This is a genomic window from Microbulbifer sp. NBRC 101763 (assembly GCF_040371615.1).
Taxonomy (GTDB): domain Bacteria; phylum Pseudomonadota; class Gammaproteobacteria; order Pseudomonadales; family Cellvibrionaceae; genus Microbulbifer; species Microbulbifer variabilis.
This window is the reverse complement of record NZ_BAABQV010000007.1, coordinates 84,825-108,476: the sequence shown is the minus strand read 5'-3', so window position 1 is coordinate 108,476 and position 23,652 is coordinate 84,825. Positions and strand designations below refer to the sequence as shown.

Below are 23,652 nucleotides of genomic sequence, written 5' to 3'. Positions count from 1 at the left end.
AACATTGACTTATTTGATCAAGTATTTCTCCAGCGTTTATAGGATTCTTCATATGCAACAACCGTTGAGAATCCCAATGCTTTTGCAATTTGCATTTTATCCATGGATTGGATATCCAGTGAATTCAACTTCTCCCTCCGAGCTAAATCCAGTATACGCCTGAAAGAAGTATTTTGTGCATTTAGGCGAATCTGCAAGGAGCGCTTATTAACTTGTAGTATATCTGCCAAAAAATCCAGACTGGCCGCACCCTCAGGTAAGTAATCTTTGATAATATCTTTGCATCGATTAGGTAGAGACTCATCTGATTTCATCTTCTGGAGCTGTTTTTTGGCAGTCAGTTTATTGAAGTCAAGAGAGGGTTTCCCTGGACTGCATAATTGTTTATCAAGTATAGAGTTGTCAAAACTGATACAGTTTTTGTGATGTCCAAATTCAATGGGAACATTAATCAATGATGCTGCATTGTTCATCAATTCGGAATTATGATGAGTGAAGTGGATGACCGGGTGGCAGCTTTCATAATCGACAACAATATCTGAAATTAGTTTGAAGATGATTCCAATATTCAATTCGACTTGTTGTGTGGTGAATGGTGAAAAGCTGGGAATTAAAATATCAAAGCTGGAGCGCTCAGCCCCCTCACTGAATAATCCCTGATAGCCTTGCGTGCCAAGTTGCTGGAATTGCGTGCCAAGGCTAACAAGATGGCGAACGGTAGGGCAAGCCATTAAGACATGCGCAAATGCCTGAATGCTGGAAATTGATACATCTAGACCGGTACGAAACGCTATGGTGTTATCACTGAAGTAGTTGGATACTTCTTGAAGTGCTTGCCCGGTCAACCTTACTGGTACACGATGTTGTAGGTTCTGTAACTTAGAGTAATGATCATCATATATATTCTTTAACTTATCTCTTGGAAACCCCAAGTTTTGCCAGTATTGTACGTGACGATAAGTGGATGTTGCCAACCCTGTTGGCTCAGAAGCATAAAGTTCCTGGATGTTGGTAGTCATACTGAATTTTTGTACTGCTAATAATCTATTGAACCAGTCATTAAATGATAAATAGATTGTTTTGTGAGTTTCTTAAGCCAATGTATAAAGTAATGCTATTGTAGTATGAATTTAACACTCAAAGTGTGAAATTGAACCATTTTTTTGACCAGTAATTTGGATTTAACAAGACAAGGTTCTTTCTCGGCTTACGAGTGATAACCTTTTGCTGTACTGGTGGGAATGTTCCCAGTTTCAGTGATTATTAGGGAACAATTGATGTCTCAATTTGTCTCATCAGCGGAGATATAACTAACAGAGGGTATTCTTATATTTCCGAAGCATGGGAATAGCTTCTCTATTAGAATATCACTCAAAAGCTTTTAATGATATCCGAAACTCTGAATTATCGGGATATGTCACCATCGCTGTCGAAACGGATAGCTTTTTCAGTGAGCTTATATTTTAAGTGAAACATAGCACCGTCCAGGGATTTGTTAGTATTTATTATCTCTATTTGGCACCTGAATGTTCCTAGATGGATCACTTCATTTTTAGAACGATAATATAAGTCTATAGCTAAGTTTTATCTGTTTGAATTAGTCCTGTTGTAAGTGATATCTCAATTACAAAATTAAATTTTCTTATATTAAGCTGGTAAGTAAGTATATTCTGGATATCTAAGTGGAAGATTATTGCTTTCGAATATTTATCTGGTGTGTTTTCTGTGTAATAGAGATAACCTAACGGCCTAATAATATTTTTTATTTTTTTTTACCATTTTGGCTTGTCGAAACTAGTGGAGTCGTTAGTTCTATTCAGAATTTTTTGTCGACTTTTTAATCTCTTTAGGGTTTCAGTAGGGGTAATCCGGATATTAGTAAAATAGAGGCAGTTCAAAATTTCCTTACTAGAAAATACGAAAAAAATTACTCTTTTTCGTCAATCTATAAGCTGTGGAACTAGTCCTGACTGCATGTGACTGAATTCACGGTCGGTATGTATCTGTGCGATTTAGTATCTGGCCAGTGCTGCATGTTGCAGCCGATTTCTATATGCCCATTAAATTCTGTAATTAGTAAATAATTGTTTGCTTCTAAAGTAGAGAATACTAAAAATGAATAACAGTAGCTTGCCTCTGGCACTTCTGATTAGCGTCGCATTAGCTGGTTGTGGTGGCGGTTCGTCATCAGGCGAATCCGACGATGAGACCACGCCCCCTCCGGCAAATTCTGATATACCTAACCCTGGAAACGGATTAGTAATATCGTCTTTCACCTTGGTCAATTCGCAGGGCAACTCGGATATTGTTTCACTAACCGATGGTACAGACATATATCTAAGTCAGGTTGGAAGTCAATTAAATATTAGAGCAAATAGTGATCAGGCAGAGAGTGTGGTATTTGAGTTAACAGGGGCTCAGACACACAATATGATTGAAAACGTCTCGCCATATGCTCTATTTGGTGATGATCAGGGTGATTTCAATCATTGGACCCCCGTAGTTGGAACTTACACCCTTACCGCTACACCTTACTCCCAGGATGATGGGGCAGGTTCTGCCGGAACCAGTGCCTCAATTACATTCACTGTAAAGCAGAACGATGGAACCGACCCGACAGATCCGGACCCAGATCCGACGGATCCTCCGGGGCCAGTCGACCCGGATGATATTGGCCATAGTGAACATTGTACTGTTTCCGGTACGCTGGAAAAGTGGCACCGTATAACGATTACTTGTGATGATTTGTACGCATCTGAAAATAATGATGCTACGTTTACCGATTATCGATATAACGTGACATTTACACAAGGTGACTTGTCTTACACAGTGCCTGGTCATTTCGCTGCTGATGGCAATTCAGCAAATACGGGTGCTACTGAAGGAACAAAATGGCGTGCCTACTTTTCACCGCCAACTTCAGGTAAATGGTTCTTCGATGTATCTATGAGACAAGGGAGCCAAGTTGCGGTTAATCTAGATACAAATGCAGGCAATGCTATTTCATTTGATGGTGAAAATGGTTATTTCCCGGTATTGCAATCCACGGCGCCTGAGCTTGATATGAGGAGTAAGGGGTTACTGGTACATAAAAAAGGAACCCGCTACTTACAGCATTTGGGGGATAAGTCAGTATATATAGAAGGTGGAATGGATAGTCCTGAAAACATTTTTGGTTATTCAGGCTTTGATAATACAGAAAAACACTACAACGTAAATTCCTGCAAAGGCATATTACACAGTTTTGAGCCCCACCTTGGTGATTGGAATAATGGAGATCCCACCTGGAAAGATGGTAAAGGAAAAAGCCTTATTGGTTTGGTTAACTATATAGCCGAAAAAAATGTCAATGCAATTTATATCATGGCAAATACCGAAAGTGGTGATGGCTGCGATGCCCACCCCTGGACAGTATACGATGGTAACCATCGGGCTTTTGATGTCAGTAAATTAGACCAGTGGGAGGTCGTGATGGATCACATGACCAGTAAGGGCATGTTGATTCATTTTATGACACAGGAAACAGAGAATAATAAAATCCTGAATAACGGTAACTTAGGGCTTGAACGCAAATTATATTATCGGGAGATGATTTCCCGCTTTGGTCATCACCCGGCGCTTCAATGGAATATGGGTGAGGAGACAACTCTTAGTCAAGAGCAACACAAGGCAATCGCTCAATACTTAAAAGACGTGGATCCCTACGATCATCCCACTCTACTCCATACTTATGGTGGCCAATGGGATCAGCACTATCGACCATTGTTGGGAAATAGTAATTTTGATGGACCGAGCATTCAGATTGATAATATTCCTAGCGATGCGAACCATCGCAACGCGCCTTATCAGATGAGTAGAAAGTGGCTGACTGAATCCCAGAATAATAACCATCTTTGGTATGTTACCTTCACTGAAGCTTCCGGCGGGCAAGCGCCTGTACCCTATTCTGAGGTTACCCAAGTTCAGAGGGTCAATTGGATGTGGGGCAGTGTGATGGGAGGCGGTGCAGGATTTGAGTGGTACTTAAAAAATCCTAATTCTGGTCACGCCTATGACTTAGCAGTAGAGAACCTGAGAGAGTTTGATAACCATTGGGAGCAAACAGGCCACTTCGTTAAATTTTTTAACGATATTATGCAAAACCAACTTGAAGTTAATTTACACAGTTTAAATGTGGATAATGAAGTAACTTCAACCAATAACGATTGGGTACTTTCAGATAGCGGTAATGTCTATTTAATTTACTTGCGAGAAGGTGGTACGACCAATATTGAGATTCCAAATGAGGATACCTATAAGGTTTACTGGTTCAATCCAAGAAGCGGCCAGTTGACTCCGGGTAATCAACTTGACGGAATGGGGACTCATAATATTGGCACTGCCCCAACAGAAGCTAATCAGGACTGGGCAGTAGTAATCAAAGCGGAAGGTATAAACAGTAATGTTCACCCGGATATTGTAAAAGTTATACCAATTAACCCTGATGATGTTTTACTCGAACCTCAAACTAGTTGGATGGATAGCTACTCTATTGGTGATCAATGTTTTTGTGAGTCAAATTTTGACCACAATGTTGCCGATATTATGGTTTCGACCGACCATGGAACAATGACGGTTAAAGAAGCTTGTGACCTAATAGGCCCGGGTCCAGGATCGGCTGGCCGTCCCAAGTACAATGATATTCAGTGCGGTAACGGCCCGGCAAATGATGCTGGTGATGAAAACTACTGTCCTGGCCGTGTGGATATAGGTAAAGAAGGATGTGGTCATATCGGTCCGATTTGGAATTTTGATAAGTTAAATCCAGATCAACCTGAAGGTGACTACACAGAACAAAATGGTCTGGTAATTATGGAGGCTGAAAATACCTACTCAAATCTAGATGAATGGATCAAGAAAAATGATATTGGCGGCCATGCAGGGAGCGGTTATCTTGAATTTAATGGCAATACACCACTAAATGGTCCACCTAAATCTCCCCTAGAATATACTTTCAATATTACAAGAAGTGGTTTGTATTATTTGCATCTGCACGCTGCAAAGGAAAACTTAGTGTATGAAGGTGAATTTCGTACAGACCTGGCAAATGACGCTTACTTTCGACTTGAAGGGGATTATGAAGCGGGACCTAATGCCGGGAATAGTCATGGTAAAGATGCCCCTCTGGAGCTATTGAAAAAAGATACAAAGTTCTTTGGTGGAGAACACAATAAATTTGTCTGGGAATCTGGCAATCATTTAGATCCAGGCGGTCATGACAATAAACGTGTTGCTGTTTATAAGCTAAAAGCAGGCGAAACGTATAAACTGGTGATGTCAGGTCGTTCGCAGAAATTTAAGGTGGATAGAATAGTCTTTCGGCATATTGATGTACCTGAATCTGATGCAGAGAATATAAATAATCCAGAAACCGTTGAGTAGTAACTGTTGCAGTGAGAGCCATGGATGGCTCTTTCGGCTGGGATAGTATCGTCATTCAATCGCGACTATTTCATTGCTAAAGGCTGGAAATAAGGCTGTATGAGGTTTGGGGCCTCATGAATTATTGGGTTTCTAAAGTACACTGTTGGTGAATAATGAATTTTCAAATAATAAAAAGTTTATTTTGGTTGTCGATTGCTTTTAATTCTGCCCACACTCAAGGTTTTGAGCCAAAATCGGATTTTTCGGTGAATTTGGAGCGGGTTCGGTATTGCCAGGAATTTTGGTGCCTAAACCAAGACACTCTATCTGAGTATCGCGCCTGGGAGGTAGAGGGCGTCAGTAATAGTCGCCAGCTTCATACTCAGATTGCTAGAGTGCAAGACCCAGTACGTGATAATGTAAAAAACTTGGTATTTATTGCTGCGGGACAACAGCCTCCAGGAAATGGTGCGGAAAGTTCTGTGACAGGCCAGAAGGCTAGCTATAAAAAAGACTGTGGGGTATTAAAGCAATCTTGCTCTCGCAGTATCGATGGCCGCTCGCTTGCTCGGCAGTTGCTAGATTCAGAGCATTTCCCAACAGATGAGACCTTTTTGGCGATTGCTTTTGATACGCAATTTAATCAGATGATTAGTAGTAATGAGAAGTCTCGTATAGAAAGGGCATACCTCAGCTGGCTAAAGTCAAAGGCTTATGCCTCCAATCTTGAGACTATTTACTTGGCGGGTTCTTCTCGTGGTGGTTGTCTCGTGATGAGACTGGCGAAAGCTATGCGAGCTGATCCAGATTTTCGTAATATCCGAACTGTTGTCCACAGTTTTGATGGTGTTTGTAAATGGACTCAAAATGAGTTGGGATTAACTTCTTCATTTTATCGTAATCCCATGAATTCTAGTTACTTAAGCTATTATACTGATCTCCATACACAATTTCCTTATAAAGATAATTTATACCTTCGGCAATTGACTGGCGGGGCTGAGGTCATTGAATTATCTGGGGTTCACTCTTTTGCTTATACAGCTCAAGATACTGACTTGGGGTGGTATTCACAGAGATGGGTAAATTTGGATCATACTACTATCGGTCGGGACATGAGTCAGGACGTGAGGAATCAAACAATAGTACCCTTTTTACAGCACTTAGATGATGTGCTTTAGTTTTAGAATATTTTTTATCCACTTATCTTTAGGCGTTGGTAGCTACTAAGCCACGGCCATGATAACTACATTGAGTAGTTATCATGGTGGCTACACTCTTTTTCTAATCTCCAGCAGTGGATTTTCTTATTTGAAAGTATATTTTGTATGCTTTTCATTCCTATTGCTAAAAAATTTGTACTCACGTATGGAGTGATCTAAGCAGAAATTAAAGCATTGTTAGCATGAAGATATTGGAAGTAATTGAGTCACTTCTAAATAATGTTTATGTCAATCAGGCCCTTTTTGCTTAGGGCTTGGTAGTTTTCTATTGAGAAAGTGCGCTTATAAACCGGGTTTTCAAGCCCTTTAGGGGATGGCGATTGCATCTACTTATGGGTGTACTCTTAGTAGTTCAGTTTCTAAATGAAAATGGATGACACTACTCGATACATACCAAACAATAGGCACAGTAGAGATACATTAAATTGAGGTTGAATTAAGTGACTTTTTTCTAAGATGCATATTACACAATATTGTATGATTGGGTTTTCTCTGTAATATTACACAAAAAAATAAATAGGGACTATTGTCGTAATATTCACTATGTATCAGTTTACTTATGAGCCCACTCCAAAAAATGTTCTGTTGGATCTAATGGGTGTTAATAAACGACATGAGCTGGCGACTAGCCAGCTGGGTTATATATCTGATGCATTTGATATTTCTATCAATAATCTGCGGGTAACATTAAATAGATTGGTCGGTGCCGGTCTGATTACTCAGAATGGGCGAGGCATGTACCGTTTAACGGAAAAGGCTCTGGCCAAACGTGCTTTTATTAACCGTTGGCAGCAAAATACCTTTCACTATGATAATTGGGATTATCGCTGGCTCGCCTGCCATTTGCCCAAAGGTGTATCGCGTGCGGTCCGCGCAAAATCAATACTGGTACTTGAATGGTATGGCTTTGCCGCTGGTCTAGATCACCTATGGGTGCGCCCGAACAATTTAATCATCAATCATGCGGAATTGACCGTAACCCTGATAAGGCTTGGTCTCGAAGAGAGTGCCCATTGCTTTGTGTTGCAGGACGTACCGGACATATTAGTTAGTCACTGGGCGCACCACTTATGGGATATCGAACGGCTCGATAGTGAATATGATGCTCTTATACATTCGCTTGAAAGCAGCCTTACATCCCTGGCAGCAAAGTCTGTTAGTGCTTCGTTGTATGAAACATGTCGCTTGGGTGGTGAGGCGATCCACCGTTTAGCGGTCGATCCTTTACTACCAAAAGTTATTAGACCACAAAAGAAGTATCAGCAACTAAAGAAAATTGTACGTAAATATGATCGTGTAGGCCGCAATATTTGGCTGGAGCAACTGCAGAAATTAGGTGTTGACACATAATCAAAAAAGGTACCCCGCGATGAATATTCCTGTGAGTAAAGAAGAGGTAAAGCCATTTCTGGAGCGCAGTGATGCCAAAGCCTGGTGGGTGGTAGTCAGCACTTGGCTCGGAATAATAGGTATTTTCGTCGTGGCAGCACTACTGCCACACTGGTCAACTTACATTATTGCAGTATTCTTACTAGCGGGGCGGCAGCAAGCTTTGGCGGCTATTATGCATGAAGCGGGTCACAAAACACTTTTCGCAACTCGCTCCTATAATAAATTTGTTGCCAAATGGTTGTCTTCACCATTTTTATTGATGGATGGTGAAACTTATATAAAAAGCCACATGCTTCATCACCGGAGAGCAGGGACAGATCAAGATCCAGATCTACAGAACTATAAAGATTACCCCGTGACCAAATTGAGCTTGGTGAGAAAGTTTACCAGGGATTTTTTGGGGATTACTGGTTTAAAGGCTAATTTATACTTATTTCTAAGTGGACGAGATCTATTAAGCAGAAAAAAGCGGATTAATTTTCAGTTAACACGTGGTTTATTTGTTAACGGTGTTATGTTTTCGATGTTATGGGCTTTTGGCTTTCCACAGCTTTATATATTATGGGTTATAGCCTACCTCACCGTATATATGGCTATTATACGGATGCGCCAGATCGCCGAACACGCAGGTGTTAAAGACCTCTACCATCTGGAACCTAAATATAATACACGTTCGGTTCCAAGGGGTATCTTGGGATTACTGTTTGTTAGCCCCACTGATGGTCTGAGTTACCACTGTGAACATCATGCATTTATGGCGGTCCCCACATATAACCTCAAAGCGCTGCATAAATTGCTGAAGGAGCGCGGTTATTACGATGATGTTGAGTTGGCCGATAATTACCTACGTGTTTTGAAGCAGGTGGTAAGGTAAGGACTAGCGACAGTTAAATTTTCACTTGTACGTTGTTTCTCACCAATTGTATTCCCCTTAGAGCTGACTAAAGGCCATAGTATTGATGATAGTTACCTCGATAAAGCCCGGCACCGGTCTCTCACTGGTGCAGGGCCTTGTGAGCAAACTTTGCAAGGGTATTGGTAATTTGCTTGATCAGAGAGGATTTTAGATTCCATACATGCCAGTACAGCGGAATTTTCAGATGTTGATCTGGGGTGAGCTTTATCAGGGTGCCCCTTTTCAGTAAATCGGCAACTTGAATATCCGGTGCCATTCCCCATCCAAGTCCTAAAGTCAGGAAGTTGAGAAAGCCCTTTGAGGATGGGATTTCGTGTGAGGGATACTGTCCTGCCTCAATTCCCCAAAACTGCTTAAGATAACGGCTCTGTAACTGGTCTTTGTAATTGAACTCGACGGCAGGAGCATAGCGAAATTCATCCACATCTACCGGATCGGAGAAGTACTGCTCCTTGAAGGCCTGAGTGCATACCGGGTAGTAGGCCATATGTCCCAGTAGCAGGGACTGGCATCCCTGCAGATTACTGGTTACAGAACTAACACAGCCGATAACTTCACCGTTCTTCAGTAATTCATGGGTGGCATCCTGGTCATCTACCTTCAGGTCTACGAGCAGGTGCTGTGAGCGGATCAAGGGTGTGATGGCTTTTAAAAACCAGGTATCCAGACTGTCCGAATTGAGGGCAATACGCACCTTGTTTTGGTTGCTATAGCGGGTCTTGCTACCCTCTGGATCGATATCCTCCAGCAGCTCATGTTGCAGCAGGTTCATCTGTTGGTAGTAGCCCATTACTTTCAGGCCGGCTTCCGTTGGACGTAGGGGGGTAGACCTGATCAGCAGGGCCTGACCAACCTGTCCCTCCAGGGCTTTGATACGCTGGGACACCGCAGATTGGCTTACATGAAGCAGTGATGCGGCCTTGTCAAAGCTCTGCTCCTCCACCACAAAGGCGAACGCCTGTAGTTGCTTAAGATCTAGCATAAGATTTTCTTATGATGGCTCAAAATAATTAAATTTACTTATTCTAGCGCCCCTCTTAATCTCTCGCCACTTCCCAGGTCCGCAGGCCCGCGGACAAGACTCAATAGCTACAGGAGGCACCGTGGTTTCGGGTTTGTTACTGGCCCCTATGACAAAGGGCTTTATCACCACTATCAGTTTGATCATGGCGATTGGCGCGCAGAATGCGTATCTACTAACGCAGAGTATTCGTCGCCAGTATCACTACAGTATCGCCGCGCTGTGCGTCTTGATGGACATTGTTCTGATCACCTGTGGTGTTTACCTCGTATCACACCTGGCCCAAGCGGAAGGCAACTGGATGGTCTGGTTGACCTGGTTGGGAGTGGCCTTCCTGGTTGGCTACGGCGCTATGGCATTTCGCTCCGCTTTAACCAATAAAGGGCTTGAGGACAAGAAGGAATGGGTTAAATCGAGACGCTCGGCTCTGATCACCGCGGTAGCGCTGACCCTGCTAAACCCCCATGCCTATGTGGATACCGTAGTGCTGATCGGGTCGGTCGGTGCCCAGTATGCCGGGGAAGGTACTCTGTTCTTCGTGATTGGTGCCTGCAGTGCCTCGGTACTCTGGTTCGCGCTGTTATCAGTAGGTGGCAGTATGATGCAACCGCTGTTTAAGAATCCGAAGACCTGGCGTGTACTGGATGTTCTGGTGGGTATTATGATGTGGTCGATTGCGGCAAGTCTGCTTTGGGCTAGCTAATTTTACAAAAAGTTATCAATCGATGTGAAATTGGGGTCTACCGATTTATCTCGTAGGCCCCTGTATAGGCCCTTATAGAAGCTAGACCAGTTTCAACTCCAGTGAAGGGGCACAGTTGTATGGGCCTTCACTAAATATACGGTTTTTCAGAGTATTGGTGAATGGGTTACGTTCTTATGGCAACCTTCTCACTTTCTTGTTGTTGGGCACTCTCCGCATCTTGAGCACTGGTACTTAAAGAGCGCCCCAACTTGACAAATGGCCTTTCAATAAGCCAGTAAATCAAGGTTGCCAGCGCTATACTGGCCAATGTTGTTACAGACAGATAAACGGATAAAGGGAAGCCTGAAAAAACTTGGCCCCAAGGCTGGGATATAGACCATTTCATCACGTATATCATGCATAAGTGAAATAAATAAATGGAATAGCTGATTGTTCCCAGGGTGGCGAAATGTCGTATGGAATTTAAAGGTAATGATATTACTGAGAGGAAAATACCCAGAGCAATCAGGTGCGACAGTCCAAAGCGAACGGGCTCACTACTAATGGAATTACCGAAAAGGTGCAAGCTTAGCACCAGTATAGGGATAGAGAACGTTGAAGCTATAGCCAATACAGCATAGCGATGAAACCTCTTGGTCTCAAAACAGTAACGGAGTAAGGCTCCACAGCACATTACGGCTATACCATAAGGGATATAAGTGATTGTTACTGGTAGTTGTAGCTGTAAAGCTGGTGAGTGTTCGAAAAGCTGTAGACAGATAAATAAAGACAGCGTCGCCCAACAAAGCAATAAAAGGTTCTTTGGATTCCCTAGTAGTTTAAGGGCAAACATCATTGCACATAGTAAGTAGAAAATAAGCTCTGCAGTAAGGGTCCAGTATAACTTCTGCACATTTTCAAAGCCCAGGAGTCCTTGCAGCATAGTGGTATTTGCCAGGACAGCTACTGGCGAGAAAATGTGACCAGCAAATAACCATGTAAAGCTAACTGCGATAATGAGAGAAACCCAGTACGTAGGGTAAAGTCGAAAGAAGCGTCGTATAGCAAAGCACTTTAGAGGGCGATTCGCTTCAAGCAGACTATGAGGAATTACATAGCCAGATAACAAAAAGAAGCAGAGAACACCTATTCTGCCAAAATCCAACTGGCTAATAAAATTAGCGAGGTCTGTCCCATGCAGGGCAATATTAGGTACTTGAATGAATACTTCGCTACTATGCTGCCAAACAACCAAAAGAGCTGCCAGTCCACGTAGGGTATCAAGATTAAGTAAGCGCTTACTCATGGTTGACAGCCTCTATCCCTGGCCAATCGTAAGAAGTTGAACACTTCTTGTTACTACTCTATTACTATTGCCATAAAATGAATTGACTAAAAGCCAATCAAAAGGCTTATTTTGGTAACTACTTTCCTTTGATACTACCATAAATCAACAAGATGTAGCTCTGTCCAATTTTTTCTTATTGAATGATTATGAGGTTCTCCGATGACTCTTTTTTGCGAAAGAGTTAGTGATAAGAATCAAACTCCTAATCTGATGAATATATTGATAAGTATGTCTCTGACGAATCAAAATTTTCCTTTCGAAATTAAAAAAGAGAAAGTGATGTATGGAAAGAGATCATTTCTTATAACAATATCTTTTCAGCCAAATTTTTAAGAAATTTGAGCCTTTGTTAATCAAAATCGTAGGGGTACAAACTGATTCGTTATTAGAATTGTAAATAGAAGAAAAATAAGGGTACACGCTACCCAAGTGATTGCAATTGAAAGAGGCAGGGTGCGCATTGTCATACCATGTTCTTTATGGTTCTTATCGGTGGGATAGCTTTCAAGCGAGCAGTGTCCTAAATGAGGTGCAGGCCCATCCCGCCCTGGTAAAGTCATACACCCATGTTTCAAGTGGTTTTTAACCAGGTAATAGTTAATAGGGTAAGCGATTATTCCACCGACGATAGTTGCAAGGCTCATTCGGAACCAAAATGTGGCATTTGTGGGTTCTTCTGATCAGGGCCATAGCGAAGCGAGTATTACCATAGTTGGAATCATTCCTCCCATCACCATATTCATAGAAACAGTCTCTGCGAAGAATGTTTTACGTACAGCTTTTAGATAGCTTCCCTGATACATACCACGCATCATCAGTGCTTGGAAAATAAAGAGCCCGCAGATAAAACCGGCAATGTATTCAATAGTGGCATCCCAGCCATTAGTGAGTCCGAAAATAGGAACTATTGATGCTGCAATCACGATTCCAGTTGCATCGCCAGCCAGGCAATGCATCTCACTGTTTACGCTTTGCTTCCATGTTGCCCGAGTAAAAGCATCGTGGGCGCCAGGGAGAGGCCGACGACAAGTAAGAAGATAGAGTATTAATCCGACAACACCGGTATATACCACCACCAATATCCATGCCATACGTTGTACCCAGCTGGTCGGCGCGTTAGTGATGGAATCCCAAACGACAAAGACCACACTTATAGCCGTGAAAATAAACCAGACAAGCATAGCGCCATTTAGCATGCCAGATTCTCTTTAAGGATTAGGCTGATATCTAGTAGTTTAATTGATAGTTACCGGTTTTTGAGAATTTGGATGGGTATTGGCTGTATCCATTCGAAGTTACATATTTATATATCGCACTTACTTTTTCAGGACTATAGTGCAGCAAGATAATCTTGGAAGATATTAGGGTAATACTTGAAGTACTTCATTTGATATAGAGTTATATTTACCTAATTGATCCACCAAATGATTTGGCTTAAGCTTGATCTATTGAAGTTACGTAAGATTAGCTGCTTTTACACTTTGATTTGACCTGGGCTCGTATATTGTTGCTTGGATTATGTTTAGAGAAATTTGATGGTGAGTTATGTGAACAACGCAATAACAGGTCAAAAAAATTGTTTGGACGCTAAGCGGCGATGTAAAAAGCAATCGAAAAACTGCTGTTAATTTCTAAATTAATTGCAGTTTGTAAGTACATAAGTGCTATTTATGTGCTCTACAATTGGTACTAAATGGAGAATAAATGTCTAAAGATCCTAAACTGGTCGCGGAACAGCTAAGGAAGCCATCTGGTGCTTTAGCTTCAGATACTGCACTGCAGATGAACAAGGCTAATAAAGCAACGAACCTGGCTGCACTAGAATTGCTTAATGTGGTAGATCATGACCATATTCTTGAGATTGGGCCCGGCAATGGCAAGTTTGCAGTAGATGTGCTTCGTAAAGGCTCCAGTATTCGCTATACGGGAATCGATTGGTCCAGTGAAATGGTTGCGAGCGCGAAAACTCTCAATTCTAAACACATTGAATCGGGACAAATGGACTTTAAAGTTGGAACCTCGGAGAGGTTGCCGTTTGCCGACAGCCAATTCGAGAAGGCGATTACTGTCCACACCGTCTACTTTTGGGAATCTCTCAAAAAACATTTATCTGAAATACGCAGAGTACTGGTACCTGAAGGAAAATTTTGTTTAGCTTTTGGTGATAAGTCTTTTATGCAGAGTTTGTCATTCACACCGTTTGGGTTTCAGCTTTTTGATGAAAGCGACATTCGAACTCAATTAATTGAAGCTGGCTTTAGGGTTATATGTAGTGAAAAGCATATTGAATATGGAGAGAGCAATACTGGTGATCGAGTAGAAAAATTAATAAATATTATTTTATGTGAGGCTTGAGCCGAAAATTATATAGGGTTACCAAAAAACTTGGTGTTGCTGCTGATTGTTTCGGGTATGATTTCAATGAAAATTTGGCAATGAAGCCTCAAGCACAGAGTTGGTATGTTTTGAGCAGTGGTAAAGTCCATGAAAAGGTTGTTAACGCTTGGTCTCTATTTGATAGAGTACTTGAATGATTACTTATTGGCTTAGCTAATTTTGTGTTGATAGGTATCAGTATCCTTGCTTATATTGATGAATATCTTGTGTGTTCAGCAATGTCCGAGTAATGTCATCCAGTAATTTATCATAGTGCTTTGCATTTCTTTCACCAGACCTCTTCAATTCTTTCAAGTTTTTGGGGGATGCATCATCCAATGCGGGATTAGCATCATATAGATCTGGCTGAATTCGGAAGTACTTTGTATTTTCTACAGTAGATGAAATTTGTTTCAGATAATAATGCGTCATTTGGGCTCCGCCACTCAGTGCGATATCTATCGCTGGTCTCGCCCAGTTAAAAATTCCCCAATTTTTGACTTCTTTGTATTTGTAGCTTATTAGCTGTTTACCAGTGCCAAGAGATACAATAATCATATCCTTAATACCACCCACACCGCTAAACTTAATGGCCTCTGAGTAGGCGCATAATGCAGGGTCACTGGCTACCATACCGCCGTCTACCAGGATATATTTTTTGTTAAGTGGCGGCAGCGAATAAATACGTGCAGGTTCAAAGTAGGTTGGTGCGGCAGTACTGCCTCTTAGTAAATCTCTTACCAAAAAATCTTCATCTCTTATTATGGCGCAGTGTTGCCTAAAGATAACTTGCTCGCGCTTTTTAATATCATAAGAAATGAAACAGGTGGGTTTTAATAGTTTGCTTAGCTTTGTTTTACCAAAATACTTCTTTAATATCTTTTCCAGTTCATGTGTAGAGTATTTTTCTTCCTTAAGTAGTCTCAGCTTGTTCAGGTAAGGCCAGATTCCAGTATCAAACACCTTACCTCCTTCTTTAAGGTAAATATTTACCGCTTCCCGGGCTGAAAATTTGGGCCTTCCCTCCTTGTTTGGACAAATATAGGCTGCGCCTAATATAGCGCCAGTGCTTGTTCCTGCAACCAGATCAAAAAAATCTCCTATTCTGGCGTCGGGATTGCCTGATTTCACTCTCAGCTTATGTTCAAGAGAAACCAATATCTCACCAGGCAGTATGCCTCTTATCCCCCCTCCATCAATAGATAGGATTCTGATCGCCACTGTTCACTCTCCTCGTCTTTACTAATTGTGTGCGATTCTAGAAAGATAGCACTAGGATCAACAGTTAATGCTTTAAATATCAGAGGTGACTACTGCATATCGAAAGAGAATGTCGGTACAAAAAATCTTCTTTTTAGCAGTATTTCTGTATGAATAAAAGGAATGTATAAATTTTAAAGAAGGTTGGTGTATGCACATAAACGGGTTGGTGGGCAACTATCAGCTTCTTTAAAAGCAAAAAATTTACGCTGACTTTTATAGTTACAGTAAAAATCTTAATAGTTCCTTATTGTCCTCAAGGAATGTACAGCCACAGATTTATCCACAAAACGTGAGGCTGTTGGATATGATCACTTGTTTCTTAAAAGACAAATACAAAAGACCATTATTCATGGCAGGTTTGGAATAGCGCGTTTTCCTATTTTTTGAGGCTTAAGGTTATTGGTCCCGTCGCTTAATTAACCATGCAAGTACAGAAGGGCATTTAGACACACATAGTAACTATCTTGGGTCGGACTACAATGATCAGGGCTAAGAAGCGCCGCAGGTGGAGCTTCCCAGATTAAGGAAGGGTACCCATTATGGCTATGAACCTCGCACAGAAACTGATCAAGAGCCATCTCGTGAGCGGTTCATTGGAACCCGGTAGTCCAATAGAGATAAAGATTGACCAGACGTTGGCTCAAGATGGCACCGGCACTCTGGTAATGTTAGAGCTAGAGGCGCTTGGTTTATCGCAAATCAAGACTGAGCTTTCCGCACAGTATGTAGACCATAACCTCCTACAGACGGACTTCAAAAACGCTGATGATCACCTGTTCCTGCAAAGCGCCTGTCGCAAGTTTGGACTTTGGTTCTCACGTCCCGGTAACGGTGTAAGCCACCCGGTACATATGGCTTGCTTTGATATCCCCGGAAAGACGTTACTTGGCGCCGATAGCCATACATGTGCAGCCGGCTCTATGGGCATGCTGGCCATTGGTGCTGGTGGCCTACAGGTGGCCATGGCTATAGCTGGCGTTCCCTTCGCGCTGAAAATGCCGAAAGTGCTCGGCGTAAAGCTTGAGGGTGAATTACCGCCATGGGTCAGTGCCAAAGACATAATCCTGGAAATGTTACGCCGGCAAACAGTGAAGGGCTGTGTGAATAAGATTGTCGAGTATCACGGCCCAGGCCTCGCCAATCTGACCGCGATGGACCGCCATGTGATCGCCAATATGGGGCAGGAGATGGGTACCACTGCCAGTGTCTTTCCTGCCGATGAAGCTGTGAAAGCTTTTCTCAAACAGCAGCACCGAGAAAGCGATTATGTAGAAATGAAAGCCGATGAGGGTGCGAGCTATGACGAAGAGGATACTATCAATTTATCTGATCTTGAGCCGCTAATCGCCTGCCCATCCAGTCCAGATAAAGTGGTAACCGTACGTGAGGTGGCGGGGCGCCCTATTTACCAGAGCTATATTGGCTCTTCCGCTAACCCGGGGCTGCGGGATTTCGCCATACCAGCGCGTATTGTCGCAGGTCGTCGTTTAGCCGACGATGTCTCTTTTGATATCAACCCAACCTCGCGCCAATTGCTCGAAGAGCTTAGCCGGAGTGGCGATCTCACAAAACTACTTGAAGTTGGTGCGCGCTTGCACCAAACAGGCTGTGGCGGCTGTATTGGTATGGGGCAAGCTCCCGCCACTGGCCGTATCAGCCTACGAACTGTGCCACGTAATTTCCCCGGTCGATCCGGCACAGCAGATGACCAAGTCTATTTATGCAGCCCTGAAACTGCCACTGCCAGTGCACTGAAGGGCGTGATCACCGATCCTCGTGACCTGGACATGGACTATCCCAGCTTTAGTGAGCCGGAATATCTGCCAGATATAAGACCATTACTTCAACCACCCCAAGAAATCCCTGTAGCAGTTGAGCTGATTAAAGGTCCGAATATCAAACCGTTACCAAACTTTGATAAGCTTCCGAACATCTTAACGGGCCCGCTATTACTGAAAGCGGGTGACAACGTCTCTACGGATGAAATACTGCCTGCCGGAGCGGAGATTTTACCTTTGCGCTCAAACATACCCGCCATTAGTCGCTATACATTTTCCCGTATCGATGAAAACTTTTACCAGCGGGCAATGAAATTGAATGGTGATTGTTTTGTTGTTGGTGGTGAAAATTATGGGCAAGGCTCCAGCCGTGAACATGCAGCGGTATCTTCACGGTTTCTTGGCGTAAGGTGCATAATCGCAAAAAGCATGGCTCGTATCCATCGCCGTAACCTCATTAACTTTGGTGTGCTGCCACTGCTTTTTGAGAACTTTGATGATTACGACCGACTTGAGCAAGATTCAATTCTTGAGATTGACAAGCCAATAGCACAATTGAAGTCAAACAATTCTGTAAAGCTTTTGATTAAGTCATCTGGCGAGACTATTAATCTGCGCAGTGACCTGTCAGCGGATGAAATCGAGGTGCTAGAGGCTGGTGGCATGATTAATCAAGTACGAGAAAAGTATCTGAGTAACGGGAAGTCGTAGATTTTACTACATCCATAAATTACTCAGATAATTTCAGAGATATTTTTTATATCAAATGGGCTTTTGCGCTAAGTGGCATCCTGTTGTTCTAGCCACTTTAAAATTATCTGATTTGTTTCTTCAGGTTTCTCCTGTTGAATCCAATGGCCGCAGTCGAGGCTGATTATATCAACATTGGGAACGAACTCTTTTAGGTTTTGGGCTTTGGGAATCAAGTCTCGATCGCCGTAAATCATGAGTGCTGGCTTTTTAATGATTGGGTCTACATCTGCCAAGATCTGCCAATTGCGGTCAAGATTTCTGTACCAATTTATACTGCTCATGAACCCTGTTTTCTCAAATGCGGAAATAAAAACAGCCAGTTCGCTATCACTCATTAAGGGCTCGCCAAGTGGCGCTTCTGCTCTGGCGAGATCGATCATCATCATTCCAGGCTCTGGTGGTGCTGGAGGTACGTTCTTGCGGAATATATTGCGAAGGAACTGTGAAGTATTTGCGTCTAACACAGTGTCCGCGATGCCTGGCTGTCGGTTAAAGTGAACGATGTAATAGTCGCTTCCTAGAAATTCCTCCATAAACTCGACCCAAGGCTTTTCTGTGCGAGCCTGGTAGGGTAAGGCCATGTTTATAACTTTATTTACCCGGGTTGGATGTAATAGCGCAAGCCCCCAAACCACCATTGCCCCCCAATCATGGCCGATAAAGGTAGCATCTTTGTATCCATAGTGGTCAAGCAGTGCGACGAGGTCATCCGACAAGTTTTTAATGTCATAGTCAGTTACGTCGGCAGGACGGGATGAATTGCCATAACCACGCTGGTTTGGAACGATAACGTGGTAGCCGGCTGCGGCAAGTACTGGCACCTGATGGCGCCAAGAATAGGCATGCTCTGGCCAGCCGTGACAAAGTACAATTGGGTTTTCCGTACTCTGCTGGCCTGCTTCAAAGACTTCTAACTCAACGCCGTTGATTGAAATAAGAGTGGGCTTAGGGAAATCGGTTAGATTAAACAATTTATTTCTCCTTTCTTGGATGGCTCAAGTAACGCCGCATATACCGGATGGACCCTTTCTTTCCCTTGGGATTACGGGTGTGCGTTGCAATTTCAGAACTCCTTTGCTGAAATGAACGGCCATAGATTAAAATCCAATGGTGCCAAATAATGTCACCATTTAATCATATTCTTACAAAATGAGTGTTCGCCTTCGACAAGACGCCATCGTGCGCAGCCTTCGCCGAAATGGTACTTCTACGATTGCTGACCTAGCAGAAGAGGTTGGTGTATCCAGGCGTACAGTGTTGCGTGACATTAGCGCACTGCGCGATGAGGGCTTTGTTATTCATTCTGAACCCGGTCCTGGGGGCGGCCTGCAACTAGACCCGCAATCGGTTCAAACCACAGCGCGTCTCTCGGTTGCCGAAGTCTTTGCTCTTCTTATCAGTGTTGCATCAATGCGTGCGGCTGGGAATTTACCTTTTTCAGGTCTTGCAGATGCTGGCCTTGCCAAAATAGAGAAAGCTTTGCCGCCGGACAAGGTACGTGACTTACGCCGGTTTTTGGACTGCTTATATATCGGTAAGCTTTCACCGCAGGTAGACATCTCAAATATCCAAGAGATGGAGCCCGCCCTGCTACCCACTTTTGAGGCAGCTTTTCTCCAACGGCTACAACTAAGTTTCCAGTACTGTGATGCAAAGGGGGCTGTAACCAGCAGGGTTGTTGAGCCACAAGCTATGCTCATTTTACCACCACTATGGTATTTGGTAGCTTGGGATCCCGCACGCAAAGACTTCCGTCATTTTCGAATGGACAGAATCAGTAAGCCGGAATATCTTGAAGGCAAAACATTTCGGCGCCGACATGTTTTATTCGAAGATAGTGTCTCCCCAATTCGCCATTTACCTCGCTAATCTTATTCGTTATGAAAGACAAAATGGTGTCTTAAGCCAGACTCATTTTGCCAGAGCTAAGTGAGATATCGATATAAAATGGGTGTATTAATACTCACCACTTAAAATATATTTCAATATATTTTGTCGATTGAGGTCGCTAGAAAATAATTAGTAGCTGTGATTATACCAGCTCATGATTAAGTTAATCGAGTATCAGTAACGAATTTGCAAGGGCATTTATATTGAGTTATTTACATACATCAATATCTTTATTGGTTGCTTTTCCTGCTATCTAATTCCGCTTCGCGGTTGATGATCGGGAAATAATACGAGATTTTTAATAGATGTAACCTGATTAAAGTAGGGGGTTTGTTCAGGGTTCTCTGTATCTATGCTTAATCGGTCAACGACTGCCCAATCACGCGGCTATGGAGCTTGTGCCGGAATCTTATAGATCACATATTGGCGCCCACGGTACTCTATACCTTTTGATAGATAAAGCCATCTAGATACAGCGACTTCCATGGGTTTGTCCCACGCTTTGTTTGAGGAACCTTCGATCTTTATTTTTCTGGGAATGAGTCCTCTACCTTCTGATTTCGGAATCTCTGCTAATTCAAACGAAACCACTATACATGCTGGTAAGTACTTGCCATTACCTTTAGGAAGCACAGGTATGGTCTTTATTGTTGGCGTGGCCTTAGATTCTGGTATATCAAGATCTAAGTTTGGGCAAACATCTACATTCTCAGTTGCTTGAGTAACCATGGAGAAGAGGATTAAACCTGTAATCAGTAAATTCTTCACTTTGTTAGGTCCTTGACTAGAGCGTACTAATCGGTAGTCTGTATGAAGCCAGCTGGAAGTACTTTTTCTTTGTCCTCCAGGATAGAGTTTTATCCTTAAATTACAAAATTGGAAAGGATGTTGCTTTGAGCGCAATTGTTTCAAATGAGTTGCTAATCATATGTATATTTCACATTGAGCAGTTATCGCTTGATGTAGCGTATTAGCCCTCATTAAGAAGAAAAGAACGCAGTAGATGACCACAGGTGCATATGAGAGCCATCTACTGTTTTAGATAGTAATTAGAGTAACAGCTTATTTTCAATTGGGGTGAATTTACTCGCTGCATTAACCAATGAGGCAGCTGTCAACTCTGGTACGCCATATACTTCAACTTTCTTGCCTCGGTCTAATCTAAGTTTATGAGCAAGAATGTCAAAGTCACCATCTCCCGAGACTAAAACTATAGTATCTACCAGGTTTGAATATTCTATGGCGTCAATAGTTATCCCTACATCCCAATCACCCTTGGCAGAGCCATCAGATCTTTGCGTAAAGGGTTTTAATTTCACTTCAAAACCAATAGATCTCAAGATATTTTGAAATTCATACTGTTTTCTATCGCCACGGTCGATGGCATAAGCCGCCGCCTTAACCACTTCTCTTCCACCCGTCACTTCCGACCAAAACTTATTGTAATCAAAGTTTCGTTTATAGATTTGCCTGCATGTGTAATAAACATTTTGCACATCAACAAGTATGGCAATTTTTTCCATTTGAGAATCCAGTAATATTGAGAGGCCTAATACACAAACAGCGATATGACCTGCGGCCTCTTTTGTACACACTTTATGCTGCTAGCTTTTCATATTCAAGCGACGATTATTAGTCAAAATTGGAGTAGGGCTGCTATTGGTTGGAGAACCAAGCCAATGCTGATTGGGCGCTTGTACTAGTATAGGCGGTGATGAATAGTGATCTTGTGAAGAAGGTAAGGTGTACGGAAGATTTCTCCCTATGTTATGGCCTGGATGTGCAGTTATTGACATCCTAAGCCAAAGCTGATTCGCTGTGTCAAATAGAATACCCCCTTTAGGTGCCCGCGTTGCGGGCTTCTGAGGGGCGTAGTCTCAAGGCCAATGTTTCCCTTCCTGGGTGTATACTGGTAAGGAATATCCATTGGAATCTAATACAGAGCTATAAAACCGTAGAGCTATTCGCTATGGAGTTTAGGCTCATGGAGTAGCCCAATACAGGGAGAATCTGCCTCTCAACCATCTCCATTACTTGCCTCTCGCTCTTTCTGGATGCGCATATAAATTTCCTCACGGTGAACGGGCAGGGATTTGGGAGCCTCTATCCCCACTCTTACGTGATTACCTTTAATATCCAAAACTACGATTGAAACGTTTGCTCCAATCCTGAGGTTTTGGCCAATCCGTCGAGTTAAAATTAACATATCCATTTCCTATTGATACTTAAACCATGGGGAGACCTTCCGCTGTGGGAAAGCTAAGAAAGTGACGTTTTGAGGCAGTACAAGGTGGGGCGCGGGAACGATAGGCGTAAAAGTAGAAAAGGCGGATACAACGCTTCCAGAACCTGAAAAAGCCTTTCAAGTTACTGAATGTGCTCCACTTTATTGAAGACGAGCGGGTTTCTAGCGTATCATCCATTACAGCCATTTTGATAGTTCGCGTATCAATTTGGTTAGCTGGCCCCTGGTGTTGGTAGCACCTTGGGTCAGCGCCTTTTACTTACTTTTATGTCACGCTACCGTTCTCCTTTGCGAGATTGGGCCATTTAGAAAGTTTTGAGCCTTTTGATTCCGAGTTGTTCGCTAATTAAAGCTTGCTCAGCTATGGCTAAAAATACCGATAAATATCTATTTACCTTACGCATTTTTGACACTGAAAACAATCTTAATAAATTCCAATAAGATCATTTTGGTGCCTATCTTCCTATACGCATTTGCTATTGCACGGTTTTTAGATTGTTGGTCTGATCCAGGCTTGATTACTACTGTTAGATTTACATTCGGAAGAGGTTGGGTGGACCAAGATAACTGGAATCAGTAATCTAAATTTTAAATGCACTCCATGATTTATTGAGTAGATAAGAATTTATAGAATCTATTGCATAGCTTCTTTTCTTCTGGGTCAATTTATGGCTGCTTGCTATGCAACTAGATTGTGGTCTGCATTTAATGAGGTGTTTAGTGGTTAGCTAATTAAAGTATTCTTATTTCAATTCTAAGTTACCGAAGCTAAAAGATCGGAGAAGGCTTATTCAGCTGCTCAGTTTAAAGTGATGATCCAGCCGATGCTTTCACTTATGAACATTTTAAATATGGAAGAGTTGAGTAGTAGAGAGATAGAAAACTGTTTGTTGAAAGTCAAACAACCAATCAGAAAATTGAGTACTTTGGGTAAAGACTGCTCCCTGTTTGGTGCAAAATGTTGGAAATATGATTTCTGTCTTTTTCAGAGCAAGAAATTAATGGTATCGAACAACAGTACAATATTTTTCTACCGCAGTAATTTCGAGACTTTTTACTAGAGATTGGCATTGGGGAAGTCGGCTGCGGTATTGAATTTATGTTGGTAATTCATGGCCCCATCGTAGGGAAGTGTGGATAACCCGGAGCTACCGTGAACCACAGTCATTCTCTATCAGCTATCTGGGTTAGTATGAAGCTGGCTGGCTAATAGTCTTCAGATGTTAGAGGCACAGTATCCACTTTTAAAGGCTGACCGCCAAAGCGCCTCCAGATGACTAAAGCTAATCCTTTGAGCCTGATAGTCAACCAGACCCACATATTCGAGTATATCTAATCCACCGCACGCCAGGGAGGATTGGA

Annotated in this window: 16 protein-coding genes and 1 pseudogene; 8 read left to right on the top strand and 9 right to left on the bottom strand. The window is 42.5% G+C overall.

Annotated features, from left to right (window positions below; genetic code table 11):
• Positions 1 to 17: 17 nt before the first annotated feature.
• Positions 18 to 1,019 (bottom strand): AraC family transcriptional regulator ligand-binding domain-containing protein, encoded by a 1,002-nt coding sequence (locus ABWV76_RS17900; protein WP_353376834.1) that lies wholly within the window; start codon positions 1,017 to 1,019, stop codon positions 18 to 20.
• A gap of 1,096 nt (positions 1,020 to 2,115) precedes the next feature.
• On the opposite strand from ABWV76_RS17900, the gene ABWV76_RS17895 reads away from it, so the two are divergent.
• The 4 genes from ABWV76_RS17895 to ABWV76_RS17880 all read left to right on the top strand — a co-directional run bounded on the left by ABWV76_RS17895 (position 2,116) and on the right by ABWV76_RS17880 (position 8,889).
• Entirely contained in the window at positions 2,116 to 5,421 is a 3,306-nt protein-coding gene (locus ABWV76_RS17895; RefSeq protein ID WP_353376833.1) for a DUF5060 domain-containing protein, read from the top strand.
• 155 nt (positions 5,422 to 5,576) lie between these two features.
• Positions 5,577 to 6,581: a hypothetical protein gene (locus tag ABWV76_RS17890; RefSeq protein ID WP_353376832.1), complete on the top strand. Its 1,005-nt coding sequence runs from the start codon at positions 5,577 to 5,579 to the stop codon at positions 6,579 to 6,581.
• Positions 6,582 to 7,166: 585 nt separating this feature from the next.
• A complete protein-coding gene (locus tag ABWV76_RS17885) occupies positions 7,167 to 7,973 on the top strand; it encodes a hypothetical protein (RefSeq protein ID WP_020412254.1) in 807 nt (268 codons plus the stop codon).
• Positions 7,974 to 7,992: 19 nt separating this feature from the next.
• Positions 7,993 to 8,889 carry a fatty acid desaturase family protein gene (locus tag ABWV76_RS17880; protein WP_353376831.1) on the top strand — a complete coding sequence of 299 codons (897 nt, stop codon included), beginning with the start codon at positions 7,993 to 7,995 and terminating at the stop codon, positions 8,887 to 8,889.
• Positions 8,890 to 9,010: 121 nt separating this feature from the next.
• On the opposite strand, the gene ABWV76_RS17875 is transcribed toward ABWV76_RS17880, so the two are convergent.
• Positions 9,011 to 9,913, bottom strand: coding sequence for a LysR family transcriptional regulator ArgP (locus tag ABWV76_RS17875; RefSeq protein ID WP_020412256.1), 903 nt, complete (start codon positions 9,911 to 9,913; stop codon positions 9,011 to 9,013).
• 121 nt (positions 9,914 to 10,034) lie between these two features.
• Between ABWV76_RS17875 and ABWV76_RS17870 the strand changes: the two genes are divergently transcribed.
• Positions 10,035 to 10,655: a LysE/ArgO family amino acid transporter gene (locus ABWV76_RS17870; RefSeq protein ID WP_020412257.1), complete on the top strand. Its 621-nt coding sequence runs from the start codon at positions 10,035 to 10,037 to the stop codon at positions 10,653 to 10,655.
• 166 nt (positions 10,656 to 10,821) lie between these two features.
• Here the strand turns inward: ABWV76_RS17870 and ABWV76_RS17865 are convergent, their stop codons facing one another.
• Positions 10,822 to 11,943: an acyltransferase family protein gene (locus ABWV76_RS17865; protein WP_353376830.1), complete on the bottom strand. Its 1,122-nt coding sequence runs from the start codon at positions 11,941 to 11,943 to the stop codon at positions 10,822 to 10,824.
• Positions 11,944 to 12,338: 395 nt separating this feature from the next.
• Positions 12,339 to 13,076: pseudogene (locus ABWV76_RS17860) on the bottom strand (DUF4396 domain-containing protein).
• Positions 13,077 to 13,689: 613 nt separating this feature from the next.
• On the opposite strand from ABWV76_RS17860, the gene ABWV76_RS17855 reads away from it, so the two are divergent.
• A complete protein-coding gene (locus ABWV76_RS17855; RefSeq protein ID WP_020412260.1) occupies positions 13,690 to 14,340 on the top strand; it encodes a class I SAM-dependent methyltransferase in 651 nt (216 codons plus the stop codon).
• 216 nt (positions 14,341 to 14,556) lie between these two features.
• On the opposite strand, the gene ABWV76_RS17850 is transcribed toward ABWV76_RS17855, so the two are convergent.
• Positions 14,557 to 15,582, bottom strand: coding sequence for a patatin-like phospholipase family protein (locus ABWV76_RS17850; protein ID WP_353376829.1), 1,026 nt, complete (start codon positions 15,580 to 15,582; stop codon positions 14,557 to 14,559).
• 581 nt (positions 15,583 to 16,163) lie between these two features.
• Here ABWV76_RS17850 and ABWV76_RS17845 point away from each other — a divergent pair.
• The gene (locus ABWV76_RS17845) at positions 16,164 to 18,113 is read left to right on the top strand and encodes an aconitate hydratase (protein WP_353376828.1); all 1,950 of its coding nucleotides are present in this window, start codon (positions 16,164 to 16,166) and stop codon (positions 18,111 to 18,113) included.
• A gap of 68 nt (positions 18,114 to 18,181) precedes the next feature.
• On the opposite strand, the gene ABWV76_RS17840 is transcribed toward ABWV76_RS17845, so the two are convergent.
• Complete coding sequence (locus tag ABWV76_RS17840; RefSeq protein WP_353376827.1) at positions 18,182 to 19,126, bottom strand: alpha/beta fold hydrolase; 945 nt, start codon at positions 19,124 to 19,126, stop codon at positions 18,182 to 18,184.
• Between the two features lie 178 nt (positions 19,127 to 19,304).
• Here ABWV76_RS17840 and ABWV76_RS17835 point away from each other — a divergent pair, with 178 nt between their 5' ends.
• Complete coding sequence (locus ABWV76_RS17835) at positions 19,305 to 20,024, top strand: helix-turn-helix transcriptional regulator (RefSeq protein WP_020412265.1); 720 nt, start codon at positions 19,305 to 19,307, stop codon at positions 20,022 to 20,024.
• Between the two features lie 408 nt (positions 20,025 to 20,432).
• Here the strand turns inward: ABWV76_RS17835 and ABWV76_RS17830 are convergent, their stop codons facing one another.
• The 3 genes from ABWV76_RS17830 to csrA all read right to left on the bottom strand — a co-directional run bounded on the left by ABWV76_RS17830 (position 20,433) and on the right by csrA (position 22,251).
• The gene (locus ABWV76_RS17830; RefSeq protein ID WP_353376825.1) at positions 20,433 to 20,957 is read right to left on the bottom strand and encodes a hypothetical protein; all 525 of its coding nucleotides are present in this window, start codon (positions 20,955 to 20,957) and stop codon (positions 20,433 to 20,435) included.
• A 137-nt stretch (positions 20,958 to 21,094) separates the two neighbouring features.
• Entirely contained in the window at positions 21,095 to 21,568 is a 474-nt protein-coding gene (locus tag ABWV76_RS17825) for a LabA-like NYN domain-containing protein (RefSeq protein ID WP_143728921.1), read from the bottom strand.
• 494 nt (positions 21,569 to 22,062) lie between these two features.
• On the bottom strand, positions 22,063 to 22,251 hold the full coding sequence (gene csrA / locus ABWV76_RS17820) for a carbon storage regulator CsrA (RefSeq protein ID WP_353376824.1): 189 nt from the start codon (positions 22,249 to 22,251) through the stop codon (positions 22,063 to 22,065).
• Positions 22,252 to 23,652: the final 1,401 nt, after the last annotated feature.